The sequence below is a fragment of the Vibrio sp. NFR genome, from assembly GCF_027587095.1.
GTDB classification, from domain to species: domain Bacteria; phylum Pseudomonadota; class Gammaproteobacteria; order Enterobacterales; family Vibrionaceae; genus Vibrio; species Vibrio harveyi.
Window position 1 is genome coordinate 1 of sequence record NZ_JAPPTN010000023.1, and the last position, 13,368, is coordinate 13,368.

Below are 13,368 nucleotides of genomic sequence, written 5' to 3' on the forward strand. Positions count from 1 at the left end.
TGACAACATCCAAATGCAAGTTGAGCTAATCGCTCCTATCGCTATGGATGAAGGCCTACGTTTCGCTATCCGTGAAGGTGGCCGTACTGTAGGTGCTGGTGTTGTTGCTAAGATCTTCGACTAATTCTTAAAGAATTAAACGAATGTCTTCGGAAAATCTTGAATTAGATTTGACGAACCAGTAGCAAAAAGGGCATCATTTGATGCCCTTTTTCTGCACTCAACATTATTTTAGCTGTTTTCTTGTTCAGATTTTGGTTGAGAGCAGAGCAAGATTGGCCGGAGAGGCTTAATCTTAAGAGAGTAACGCTGATTTTTTCAGCGATATGGAGTTTGCCCTGCAACAGCGGGGTTGTTGTCGTCTATATTAAGACTTGTGACAGGTTGGTTTATGAAAGCAAATAATGCTGAAACTCCTGATAGCTCAAACGCAGCAGATACGTTTAAGTGGATTGCCGCTTTCGTATTAGCAGCGGCCGCTGTTGTGGGTAATTACCTGTATGGTGAAATGTCTGTAGTAGTTCGCGCTGCAGGCGTTGTTGTTCTAATTGCAGCTGCTCTTGGCGTTGCAGCAACAACGACTAAAGGTAAAGCAGCGATCAGTTTTGCAAAAGAATCTCGTATGGAAGTTCGTAAAGTTGTTTGGCCTACACGCCAAGAAACTATGCAAACAACACTGATCGTTTTAGCTGTAAGTATTGTAATGGCTCTAGCGCTATGGGGTATTGACGGCATCATGGTTCGTCTAGTAGCTCTAGCGACTGGGGTATAGAGGGTTTTAATTCATGAGTGAAGCTCCAAAAAAACGCTGGTATGTGGTTCAAGCCTTCTCTGGATTTGAAGGTCGTGTAGCTCAATCTCTTCGCGAGCATATCAAAATGCACAGCATGGAAGAGCTATTCGGTGAAGTACTGGTTCCTACTGAAGAAGTAGTGGAAATGCGCGCGGGTCAGCGTCGTAAATCTGAGCGTAAGTTCTTCCCAGGTTACGTCCTTGTTCAGATGATTATGAACGATGAATCATGGCACCTAGTACGCAGTGTGCCGCGTGTCATGGGCTTCATTGGTGGTACCTCAGACCGTCCAGCACCTATCACAGACAAAGAAGCTGATGCGATTCTTAATCGTCTTGAGAAAGCAAGTGAAGCTCCTCGTCCACGTACTATGTACGAAGCGGGCGAAGTGGTACGTGTTAATGAAGGTCCATTTGCTGACTTCAATGGTACTGTTGAAGAAGTGGATTACGAGAAGAGCCGCCTGAAAGTGTCTGTGTCGATCTTTGGTCGTGCAACACCAGTTGAGCTTGAATTTGGTCAGGTTGAAAAACTTGATTAAAAAAACACCTTTTTAAGGGTTGTCTAAGGCGCGAATTATGACTATAATTTCGCGCCTTTTTACTTCTGGTGAAGTAAAGAGTTTTTTCATTAAACGGGGAGCTGATCGATGATTAGCGTTTGTACCCAAACTTAGGAATTATCATGGCTAAGAAAGTTGAAGCTTACATCAAGCTACAAGTTGCAGCTGGTATGGCGAACCCAAGTCCACCAGTTGGTCCTGCACTAGGTCAACACGGTGTTAACATCATGGAATTCTGTAAAGCGTTCAACGCGAAAACAGAATCTCTAGAGAAAGGTCTACCTACTCCTGTTGTTATCACTGTATACAACGACCGTTCTTTCACGTTCGTAACTAAGACTCCACCTGCTGCTGTTCTTCTTAAGAAAGCTGCTGGCGTTAAGTCTGGTTCAGGTCGTCCAAACACTGAAAAAGTGGGTACTGTAACTGACGCTCAAATCCAAGAAATCGCAGAAACTAAAGCTGCTGATATGACTGGTGCTGACATCGAAGCAATGAAGCGTTCAATCGCTGGTACTGCTCGTTCAATGGGCCTAGTGGTAGAGGGTTAATAAGATGGCTAAACTAACTAAGCGCATGCGCGTAATCCGCGAAAAAGTTGACGTAACTAAAGAGTACGAAATCAACGAAGCTGTTGCTCTTCTTCAAGAACTAGCTACTGCTAAATTCGTAGAGTCTGTTGACGTTGCTGTTAACCTAGGCATCGATGCTCGTAAATCTGACCAGAACGTACGTGGTGCAACTGTACTACCTCACGGTACTGGCCGCGAAATCCGCGTTGCAGTGTTCACTCAAGGTGCAAACGCTGAAGCAGCTAAAGAAGCTGGCGCAGACATCGTTGGTATGGAAGATCTTGCTGAGCAAGTTAAGAAAGGCGAAATGAACTTCGACGTAGTTGTTGCTTCTCCAGATGCAATGCGCGTTGTAGGTCAACTAGGTACTATCCTAGGTCCTCGCGGTCTAATGCCAAACCCTAAAGTTGGTACTGTAACTCCTAACGTTGCTGAAGCGGTTAAGAACGCTAAAGCTGGTCAGGTTCGTTACCGTAACGACAAAAACGGCATCATCCACACTACTATCGGTAAAGCAAACTTCTCTGCTGAGCAGATCAAAGAGAACCTAGAAGCTCTTCTAGTTGCTCTGAAGAAAGCTAAGCCATCTTCAGCGAAAGGTACTTTCCTGAAGAAAGTAAGCATCTCTACTACTATGGGTGCTGGTGTTGCTGTTGATCAGGCTAGCCTGAACACTCAAGCATAATTTATTTGCTTAGGCGCAAAATTTGTGTATAATTTTGCGCCTAATATTTGTGGTTGGGGCTGAACATTGGTTCTTTGAACTGTCTCCTAGTTCGAAATGAATTAAGACCCAGTCTCCGTCCAAGACCGTAGGTGTTTGTTCTCAAAACAAACTTAATCATCCTACGTAGATGGTGCCCGAACTGACAGAAAGCTCTATGTAAATAGTTAACTTTCTTCTGGGAATGCACCTCAATAGCTCTCACTGTCGTGATGATAGTGAGTGGTGTAACGACAACCAGGAGTAAATCCAAGATGGCTTTAAACCTTCAAGACAAAAAAGCAATTGTTGCTCAAGTCAACGAAGCTGCCAGTGGTGCACTTTCTGCAGTTGTAGCTGATTCTCGTGGCGTTGAAGTTGGCGCGATGACTTCTCTACGTAAACAAGCTCGCGAAGCGGGTGTTTACATGAAAGTCGTGCGTAACACTCTAGCACGTCGTGCGGTTCAGGGTACAGACTACGAGTGTCTAACTGACACTTTCACTGGTCCTACTCTAATCGCGTTCTCTAACGAGCACCCAGGTGCTGCAGCGCGTCTTTTCAAAGACTTCGCTAAAGAGAACAAAGATTTCGAGATCAAAGCTGCTGCATTTGAAGGCGCTTTAACTGACGCTGAAGTACTAGCAACACTACCAACTTACGACGAAGCAATCGCACGCCTAATGATGTGCATGAAAGAAGCTTCTGCTGGCAAGCTGGTACGTACTATCGCTGCTATCCGCGATCAAAAAGAAGAAGCAGCGGCTTAAGCCTTGCTTTTTACTGGTTGCAAAATAAACTTATTGTTGACTTAAAAGAGAATTGTTATGTCTATTACTAACGAGCAAATCCTAGACGCAGTTGCAGAAATGTCTGTAATGCAAGTTGTTGAACTAATCGAAGCTATGGAAGAGAAATTCGGTGTAACTGCTGCTGCTGCAGTAGTTGCAGGTGGCGCAGCAGGCGGCGAAGCTGCAGCTGAGCAAACTGAATTTGACGTAATCCTAGAATCTGCTGGCGGCAACAAAGTTGCTGTAATCAAAGCAGTACGTGGCGCAACTGGCCTAGGTCTTAAAGAAGCTAAAGCTCTTGTAGACGGCGCTCCAGCACCTCTTAAAGAAGGTGTTGACAAAGCAGAAGCTGACGCACTTAAAGCTCAGCTAGAAGAAGCTGGTGCAACTGTTGCTGTTAAGTAATTATTGCATAGTTTCTTAGCCTAACGGCTAATTGGCTGGTGGTTTTTTAACCACCGGCCTTTTTGCGCTGTAGGGTATAGGCGAATTTTCCCGCTGTTTAAGCGCCTGTTCCCAAGCAAAAAACATTTCATTCCTACGCAATGAAATGTCACTACAGTAAACAGCTATTTAGTCACTGTCCCTTACCCCCCTTAAGTAACTAGGAGCGGGCGGACAGTTTGGGTCACTTATCAGCGAGCTGAGGAACCCCATGGTTTACTCTTATACCGAGAAAAAGCGCATCCGTAAGGACTTTGGTACTCGTCCACAAGTTTTGGACATTCCATACCTGCTATCGATCCAGCTCGATTCGTTCGACAAATTCATCGAACAGGATCCTGAAGGTCAATACGGTCTTGAAGCTGCTTTCCGTTCTGTATTCCCAATTCAGAGCTACAACGGCAATTCTGAGCTGCAATACGTTAGCTACCGTCTTGGTGAGCCAGTTTTTGACGTTAAAGAATGTCAAATCCGCGGTGTAACTTACTCAAAGCCACTACGCGTAAAACTACGTCTAGTAATCTTTGATAAAGACGCGCCAGCAGGTACTGTAAAAGACATTAAAGAACAAGAAGTCTACATGGGCGAAATTCCGCTTATGACAGACAATGGTACCTTCGTAATTAACGGTACCGAGAGGGTTATCGTATCCCAGCTGCACCGAAGCCCAGGCGTGTTCTTCGACAGCGATAAGGGTAAGACCCACTCTTCAGGTAAAGTTCTATACAACGCACGTGTTATTCCTTACCGTGGCTCATGGTTAGACTTTGAGTTCGACCCTAAGGATAACTTATACGTACGTATTGACCGCCGTCGTAAGCTACCAGCTTCGATCATCCTTCGTGCACTTGGTAAAACGTCAGAAGAAATCCTAGATATCTTCTTCGAAAAAGTGAACTTCGAAGTGAAAGACCAAACTCTACTAATGGAGTTGGTTCCTGATCGTCTACGTGGTGAAACTGCGTCATTCGACATCGAAGCGAACGGTAAAACTTACGTTGAGCAAGGTCGTCGTGTAACAGCTCGTCATATCCGCCAACTAGAGAAAGATGGCGTTGATCACATCGAAGTACCAGTTGAGTACATCGTTGGTAAAGTTGCATCGAAAGATTACGTTAACGAAGCAACAGGCGAGATCATTGTTAACGCTAACCAGGAAATCAGCCTGGAAGCTCTAGCGAACCTATCTCAGGCTGGCCACAAATCACTAGAAACGTTGTTCACCAACGATCTAGACCATGGTCCATTCATGTCAGAAACGCTACGCATCGACAGCACTGTTGATCGTATTTCTGCTTTGGTAGAAATCTACCGCATGATGCGCCCTGGTGAGCCACCAACAAAAGAAGCTGCAGAAGCACTATTCGAAAGCCTATTCTTCTCTGAAGAGCGTTACGATCTATCGACTGTTGGTCGTATGAAGTTCAACAGCTCTATCGGTCGTGAAGATGCTCAAGAGCAAGGCACACTTGACGAGCTAGATATCGTTGAAGTGATGAAGAAGCTTATCGCGATTCGTAACGGTAAAGGCGAAGTGGACGATATCGACCACCTAGGTAACCGTCGTATCCGCTCTGTAGGCGAAATGGCTGAGAACCAGTTCCGTGTAGGTCTAGTACGTGTTGAGCGTGCAGTTAAAGAGCGTCTAAGCCTAGGCGATCTTGACGCAATCATGCCTCAAGACTTGATCAACGCGAAACCAATCTCTGCAGCTGTTAAAGAATTCTTTGGCTCTTCACAGCTTTCACAGTTCATGGACCAAAACAACCCGCTATCAGAAGTAACGCATAAGCGTCGTATTTCTGCATTGGGTCCTGGCGGTCTAACTCGTGAACGTGCTGGCTTCGAAGTACGTGACGTACACGTAACTCACTACGGTCGTCTATGTCCTATCGAAACGCCCGAAGGTCCAAACATCGGTCTGATCAACTCTCTATCTGCGTTTGCGCGTTGTAACGAGTACGGTTTCCTAGAGACACCATACCGTCGCGTTGTAGATGGCATTGTAACAGACGAAGTAGATTACCTATCTGCAATCGAAGAAGGTCAATTCGTTATCGCACAGGCTAATGCTGCGTTAACTGAAGAAGGCGGTTTTGCAGATGAGCTGATCACAGCTCGTCAAAAAGGTGAATCTGGTCTACACCCTCGTGAGCACGCTCAGTACATGGACGTTGCGACAAACCAGGTTGTATCTATCGCTGCATCGCTTATCCCGTTCCTAGAACACGATGATGCGAACCGTGCATTGATGGGTGCGAACATGCAACGTCAGGCAGTTCCAACACTGAAAGCTGACAAACCGCTTGTTGGTACTGGTATTGAACGTAACGTAGCAGTTGACTCAGGTGTAACTGCAGTTGCTAAACGTGGTGGTGTAATCCAGTCTGTAGATGCTTCTCGTATCGTTGTTAAAGTGAACGAAGAAGAGCTAGTACCAGGTGAAGCTGGTATCGACATCTACAACCTGACTAAATACACACGTTCTAACCAGAACACATGTATTAACCAGCGCCCATGTGTGATGCCAGGTGAACCTGTATCACGCGGTGACGTTCTTGCTGATGGTCCTTCAACAGACCTTGGTGAACTAGCGCTTGGTCAAAACATGCGTATCGCGTTCATGCCTTGGAATGGTTACAACTTCGAAGACTCGATCTTAGTATCTGAGCGCGTAGTTCAAGAAGACCGTTTCACGACTATCCACATCCAAGAACTTACTTGTGTGGCGCGTGATACTAAGCTTGGTTCTGAAGAGATCACAGCTGATATTCCAAACGTAGGTGAGTCTGCTCTGTCTAAACTAGACGAGTCAGGTATCGTTTACATCGGTGCAGAAGTTAAGGGTGGCGACATCCTAGTTGGTAAAGTAACACCTAAAGGTGAAACTCAGCTAACGCCTGAAGAGAAGCTACTACGTGCAATCTTCGGTGAAAAAGCATCTGACGTTAAAGATACTTCACTACGTGTACCTAACTCTGTATCAGGTACGATCATCGACGTTCAAGTCTTCACTCGCGATGGCGTAGAGAAAGACAAGCGTGCGCTTGAAATCGAACAAATGCAGCTTAAAGAAGCGAAGAAAGACCTAACTGAAGAATTCCAGATTCTTGAGGGTGGCCTTCTAAACCGTGTTAAAGCTGTACTGATTGAAGGTGGTTACTCTGAAGCGAAACTAGACACAACTGATCGTAAGAAGTGGCTAGAACTAACGCTAGAAGATGACGCTCTACAAACTCAGCTAGAACAACTAGCAGAGCAGTGGGACGAGCTAAAAGCTGACTTCGATAAGAAATTCGAAACTAAGCGTCGCAAGATCACTCAAGGTGATGATCTAGCACCTGGCGTACTGAAGATCGTTAAGGTTTACCTAGCGGTTAAACGTCGTATTCAGCCTGGTGATAAGATGGCGGGTCGTCACGGTAACAAGGGTGTAATCTCTAAGATTAACCCTGTTGAAGACATGCCATACGATGAGAAAGGTCAGCCTGTAGACATCGTACTTAACCCACTGGGTGTACCTTCGCGTATGAACATCGGTCAGATCCTAGAAGTACACTTAGGTCTGGCAGCGAAAGGTATTGGTGACAAGATCAACCAGATGGTTAAAGAGCAGCAAGAACTAGCGAAATTCCGCGAGTTCCTACAAAAAGTTTACGATCTAGGCGAGACTCGCCAGAAAGTAGATATTGCTTCTCTATCTGATGACGAAGTTCGTACTCTGATCAAGAACCTACGTGGCGGTCTACCAATCGCGACTCCAGTATTTGACGGTGCACCAGAAGCGTCTATTAAAGCGCTACTGAAACTAGCAGACCTACCAGAATCTGGTCAGCTAAAACTGTTTGATGGTCGCACAGGTGACCAGTTTGAGCGCCCTGTAACAGTAGGTTACATGTACATGCTGAAACTGAACCACCTTGTTGATGACAAGATGCACGCTCGTTCAACTGGTTCGTACAGCCTAGTAACTCAGCAGCCACTTGGTGGTAAAGCTCAGTTCGGTGGTCAGCGTTTCGGTGAGATGGAAGTATGGGCACTAGAAGCATACGGTGCGGCTTACACTCTACAAGAAATGCTAACGGTTAAGTCGGATGACGTTAACGGCCGTACTAAGATGTACAAAAACATCGTAGACGGTAACCACAGCATGGAACCTGGTATGCCAGAATCGTTCAACGTACTGTTGAAAGAGATTCGCTCGCTAGGTATCAACATCGAGCTAGAAGACGAAGAGTAATCTCTTTCTCTCTTGACTAAGGTTGAGAGAATCTAAAGCGATTATTTGGTAGAAGGTGCTCACTTTAGCGAGTGAGCTCCTTTTAACTCCTTACAGGAGCTGATTGTGAAAGACTTATTAAACTTTCTAAAAGCACAGCATAAGACCGAAGAATTTGATGCAATCAAAATCGGTCTATCTTCACCAGACATGATCCGTTCATGGTCTTTCGGTGAAGTTAAAAAACCTGAAACGATCAACTATCGTACGTTCAAACCTGAACGCGATGGTCTGTTCTGTGCGCGTATCTTTGGTCCAGTTAAAGACTACGAGTGTCTTTGTGGTAAGTACAAGCGCTTGAAGCACCGTGGTGTTATCTGTGAGAAGTGTGGTGTAGAAGTTACACAAACTAAAGTTCGTCGTGACCGTATGGGCCACATCGAGCTTGCTTCACCAGTAGCTCACATCTGGTTCCTAAAATCGCTACCGTCTCGTATCGGTCTACTAATGGATATCCCTCTACGTGATATCGAACGTGTTCTTTACTTCGAAATGTACGTAGTAACTGAGCCGGGTATGACTGATCTAGAAAAAGGTCAGATGCTTACGGAAGAAGAGTATCTAGACCGTCTAGAAGAGTGGGGCGACGAGTTCACTGCTAAGATGGGTGCAGAAGCTATCAAGGACCTACTAGGTTCTATGGATATGCACGCTGAAGCAGAACAAATGCGCGAAGAGCTAGAAACTACTAACTCTGAAACTAAGCGTAAGAAAGTAACTAAGCGTCTGAAGCTGGTAGAAGCGTTCATCGCATCTGGTAACAACCCAGAGTGGATGATCCTAACTGTACTTCCAGTACTTCCGCCAGATCTGCGTCCTCTAGTACCACTAGATGGCGGTCGTTTTGCGACTTCTGATCTAAACGACCTATACCGTCGTGTGATCAACCGTAACAACCGTTTGAAGCGTCTTCTAGAGCTAGCAGCTCCGGACATCATCGTACGTAACGAAAAACGTATGCTGCAAGAGTCTGTTGATGCGCTACTAGACAACGGTCGTCGTGGTCGTGCGATCACTGGTTCTAACAAGCGTCCTCTGAAATCTCTTGCTGATATGATCAAGGGTAAGCAAGGTCGTTTCCGTCAGAACCTTCTAGGTAAACGTGTAGACTACTCTGGTCGTTCTGTAATCACAGTAGGTCCATACCTTCGTCTACACCAGTGTGGTCTTCCTAAGAAGATGGCACTTGAGCTATTCAAACCATTCATCTACAGCAAGCTAGAGACTCGTGGTCTTGCGACTACAATCAAAGCTGCTAAGAAAATGGTAGAGCGTGAAGAAGCGGTAGTTTGGGATATCCTAGACGAAGTAATCCGTGAGCACCCAGTACTATTGAACCGTGCACCTACACTTCACCGTCTAGGTATCCAGGCGTTCGAACCAGTACTAATCGAAGGTAAAGCGATCCAGCTACACCCACTAGTGTGTGCGGCGTACAACGCGGACTTCGATGGTGACCAAATGGCGGTTCACGTACCTCTAACTCTAGAGGCACAGCTTGAAGCTCGTACTCTGATGATGTCGACAAACAACATTCTGTCGCCAGCGTCAGGTGATCCGATCATCGTACCTTCTCAGGACGTTGTATTGGGTCTGTACTACATGACTCGTGACAAGATCAACGTGAAAGGTGAAGGCATGTACCTTTCTGGCCCAGCAGAGGCTGAGAAAGCATACCGCACTAAGCAAGCTGAACTTCACGCACGCGTTAAAGTACGTATTACAGAAACAGTTGTAGACGAAGACGGCAACAGCACAACAGAGACTAAGATGGTTGATACAACTATCGGTCGTGCAATGCTATGGCAAATCGTGCCAGCTGGTCTACCGTACAGCATCGTTAACCAAAAGCTAGGTAAGAAGCAAATCTCTAACCTACTAAACGAGGCGTACCGTAAACTAGGTCTGAAAGACACTGTAATCTTCGCTGACCAAATCATGTACACAGGTTTCGCATACGCGGCACTATCTGGTGTATCTGTTGGTATCGACGATATGGTTGTACCGCCAGCTAAGTACACTGAAATCGCAGAAGCGGAAGAAGAAGTACGTGAAATCCAGGAACAATACCAATCTGGTCTTGTTACTGCGGGCGAACGATACAACAAAGTTATCGATATCTGGGCATCGACCAACGATCGCGTAGCGAAAGCGATGATGGCAAACCTTTCATCTGAAACGGTAGTTAACCGTGACGGTGAAGAAGAGCAACAAGAATCGTTTAACAGCATCTACATGATGGCTGACTCGGGTGCTCGTGGTTCTGCAGCTCAGATTCGTCAGCTAGCGGGTATGCGTGGTCTGATGGCGCGTCCAGATGGTTCAATCATCGAAACGCCGATCACAGCGAACTTTAAAGAAGGTCTAAACGTACTTCAGTACTTTATCTCAACGCACGGTGCTCGTAAGGGTCTTGCGGATACGGCACTGAAAACAGCGAACTCGGGTTACCTAACTCGTCGTCTAGTAGACGTTGCTCAAGACGTTGTTGTAACTGAACATGACTGTGGCACTCACGAGGGTGTTGACATGATGCCTCACATCGAGGGTGGTGATGTTAAAGTTGCACTAACTGAGCTAGCGCTAGGTCGTGTAGTAGCTGAAGACGTTCTTAAGCCAGGTACAGAAGATGTTCTGATCCCACGTAACACTCTAATTGATGAGAAGTGGTGTCAGATCATGGAAGAGAACTCAGTAGACAGCATGAAAGTGCGCTCTGTAGTTACTTGTGATTCTGACTTCGGTTGTTGTGCACAGTGTTACGGTCGTGACCTAGCACGTGGTCACCTAGTGAACCAAGGTGAAGCAGTTGGTGTAATCGCTGCTCAGTCTATCGGTGAACCGGGTACACAGCTTACGATGCGTACGTTCCACATCGGTGGTGCGGCATCTACTGCAGCAGCAGAGAACAGCATCCAAGCGAAGACAACTGGTACAGTTAAACTGCACAACGCTAAGTTCGTAATCAACAAAGATAAGAAGCTGGTAATCACGTCTCGTGCATCTGAGCTAACTATCATTGATGAATTCGGTCGTACTAAAGAGAAGCACAAACTTCCTTACGGTTCGATGCTAAGCAAAGGCGACAACGACGCAGTAACAGCTGGTGAAGTTGTTGCTAACTGGGAAGCGCACACCATGCCAATCATCACTGAAGTGGCAGGTCGCATCCAGTTCGTAGACATGATCGACGGTGTTACAGTTTCTCGTCAAACAGATGACCTAACAGGTCTATCTTCAAGCGAAGTAACTGATCCAGCAGCTCGCCCAGCAGCAGGTAAAGATATGCGTCCAGCTATCAAACTTGTTGATGAGCAAGGTAACGACGTAATGATCCCTGGTACAGAAATGCCAGCTCACTACTTCCTACCTGGTAAAGCGATTGTAAACATCGAAGATGGCGCTGAAGTTGGCATTGGTGACACACTATCTCGTATCCCTCAGAAATCTGGCGGTAACAAAGATATCACCGGTGGTCTACCACGCGTAGCTGACCTATTCGAAGCTCGTAAGCCTAAAGAGCCTGCGATCCTTGCTGAGCACACAGGTACTGTGAGCTTCGGTAAAGAAACGAAAGGTAAGCGTCGTCTAGTTATCACTCGCGACAGCGGTGATACTTACGAAGAGATGATTCCTAAGCATCGTCAGTTGAACGTATTTGAAGGTGAGCGTGTTGAACGTGGTGACGTGATCGCAGATGGTCCAGAGTCTCCACATGACATTCTACGTCTACGTGGCGTACACGCTGTAACTCAGTACATCGCTAACGAAGTACAAGAAGTTTACCGTCTACAAGGCGTTAAGATTAACGATAAGCACATCGAGACTATCGTTCGTCAAATGCTACGTAAGTGTACAATTACTCACGCTGGTGACTCTGAGTTCCTACCTGGCGAGCAAGTTGAATACTCACAAGTTAAGATTTCTAACCGTAACCTAGAAGCTGAAGGCAAAGAGCCAGCACGTTTCGAGCGTGAGCTACTAGGTATCACTAAGGCATCTCTAGCGACTGAGTCATTCATCTCTGCGGCATCGTTCCAGGAGACAACTCGCGTACTAACAGAAGCTGCGGTTTCTGGTAAGCGTGATGACCTACGTGGTCTGAAAGAGAACGTAATTGTTGGTCGTCTGATCCCAGCTGGTACTGGTTTCGCATACCACCAAGATCGTCAAGCTAAACGTGCTGAAGCGCAAGAAGGTCCATCTGCTGAACAAGCAACAGATAACCTAGCTGCACTTCTAAACGCAGGCTTCTCTTCTGACGAGTAATCGTTAAGAGCTTAAAAGAAAAGGCACCCTCGGGTGCCTTTTTTGTTTTTGGGAGCAAAGGTTAGAACGCTACGCTTCGAGATGTAGGTATGCTTCGTTTACGGAATCGAGAGGTGTGCCTTTGGAGAACCGTGAAAGTGATTGACGAAGAGGGCGTTGACTGGATTTATCCCTAGAAAGATAAAATAGAAGCGAATCCCGAAAAACAAAAAGGGTTGACGTGCACACGCCAACCCTTAAGAATTTTCTCGCTTCTCGCTTCTCGCTTCTCGCTTCTCGCTTCTCGCTTCTCGCTTCTCGCTTCTCGCTTCTCGCTTCTCGCTTCTCGCTTCTCGCTTCTCGCTTCTCGCTTCTCGCTTCTCGCTTCTCGCTATGCGCCAGGCGGCATCGCTAAACTGTCGGCAATCAACTGAATCAAGTGGTCTTCTACCGCGAAGCGTGTCTCAATGATTTCCCCAATCAAAGACATATCTTCGTCAAAATCAGCCAGTTCATCTTCGGCTGAAACATCAGAATATTTGTCGGTAAAGTTCAACAACGGCTCAGTAGTGAGGACGATCTTCGCGTAAGTTTGGTTAATTTCATCAGTAGCAACAAAGCCAGTGGCTTTCCACTTATCCATCACCATATCGTAGATTTTAAAATGACCTTCAGAGATATAATCCACAAGGTGTTGGCAGAAGTGCTGAAGTTCGTCAGGGGAAGGGAGTTCAATGACATTGGATTTCGAACAAGGTTGCAGTGCTGCAAGCTTACAGTATTCGACAATCAGAGATTGTCTCGTTTCCAGCCAATGGTCAATAACGTCACTGGAACCGCCCCATTGGTCTTGTGTTTGTTTGAATTTTTTTAGCATGACCATGCCCTCATGATCTGATCGCCCATTGGCGAACGTATCCTTTGCAAAGCAAAGTTAGTAAAGTGATTACAAACTCTTGTCCTTACTAGAATTTAT

Annotated in this window: 9 protein-coding genes and 1 pseudogene; 9 read left to right on the plus strand and 1 reads right to left on the minus strand. The window is 46.1% G+C overall.

All coding sequences use genetic code 11. From position 1 onward, the window contains the following. The 9 genes and pseudogenes from OH463_RS25250 to rpoC all read left to right on the plus strand — a co-directional run. Positions 1 to 124, plus strand: a pseudogene (locus tag OH463_RS25250) (elongation factor Tu); the annotation flags it as partial. Positions 125 to 391: 267 nt separating this feature from the next. After that, positions 392 to 772, plus strand: a complete 381-nt coding sequence (secE, locus tag OH463_RS25255; RefSeq protein WP_005451121.1) for a preprotein translocase subunit SecE — start codon at positions 392 to 394, stop codon at positions 770 to 772. Between the two features lie 13 nt (positions 773 to 785). Further along, complete coding sequence (nusG, locus tag OH463_RS25260) at positions 786 to 1,334, plus strand: transcription termination/antitermination protein NusG (RefSeq protein ID WP_005451123.1); 549 nt, start codon at positions 786 to 788, stop codon at positions 1,332 to 1,334. 143 nt (positions 1,335 to 1,477) lie between these two features. After that, positions 1,478 to 1,906, plus strand: coding sequence for a 50S ribosomal protein L11 (gene rplK / locus OH463_RS25265; protein ID WP_005451125.1), 429 nt, complete (start codon positions 1,478 to 1,480; stop codon positions 1,904 to 1,906). A 4-nt stretch (positions 1,907 to 1,910) separates the two neighbouring features. Next, on the plus strand, positions 1,911 to 2,612 hold the full coding sequence (rplA, locus tag OH463_RS25270; protein WP_005384683.1) for a 50S ribosomal protein L1: 702 nt from the start codon (positions 1,911 to 1,913) through the stop codon (positions 2,610 to 2,612). Positions 2,613 to 2,905: 293 nt separating this feature from the next. After that, the gene (gene rplJ / locus OH463_RS25275) at positions 2,906 to 3,400 is read left to right on the plus strand and encodes a 50S ribosomal protein L10 (protein WP_005451126.1); all 495 of its coding nucleotides are present in this window, start codon (positions 2,906 to 2,908) and stop codon (positions 3,398 to 3,400) included. A 57-nt stretch (positions 3,401 to 3,457) separates the two neighbouring features. Next, positions 3,458 to 3,826: a 50S ribosomal protein L7/L12 gene (gene rplL, locus OH463_RS25280; RefSeq protein WP_005451128.1), complete on the plus strand. Its 369-nt coding sequence runs from the start codon at positions 3,458 to 3,460 to the stop codon at positions 3,824 to 3,826. 250 nt (positions 3,827 to 4,076) lie between these two features. Further along, positions 4,077 to 8,105 (plus strand): DNA-directed RNA polymerase subunit beta, encoded by a 4,029-nt coding sequence (gene rpoB, locus OH463_RS25285; RefSeq protein WP_005451129.1) that lies wholly within the window; start codon positions 4,077 to 4,079, stop codon positions 8,103 to 8,105. Positions 8,106 to 8,210: 105 nt separating this feature from the next. Continuing rightward, the gene (gene rpoC / locus OH463_RS25290; RefSeq protein ID WP_005451130.1) at positions 8,211 to 12,413 is read left to right on the plus strand and encodes a DNA-directed RNA polymerase subunit beta'; all 4,203 of its coding nucleotides are present in this window, start codon (positions 8,211 to 8,213) and stop codon (positions 12,411 to 12,413) included. Between the two features lie 370 nt (positions 12,414 to 12,783). Here the strand turns inward: rpoC and OH463_RS25295 are convergent, their stop codons facing one another. Next, positions 12,784 to 13,275, minus strand: a complete 492-nt coding sequence (locus tag OH463_RS25295) for an Rsd/AlgQ family anti-sigma factor (protein WP_005434886.1) — start codon at positions 13,273 to 13,275, stop codon at positions 12,784 to 12,786. Between the last annotated feature and the right edge of the window lie 93 nt (positions 13,276 to 13,368).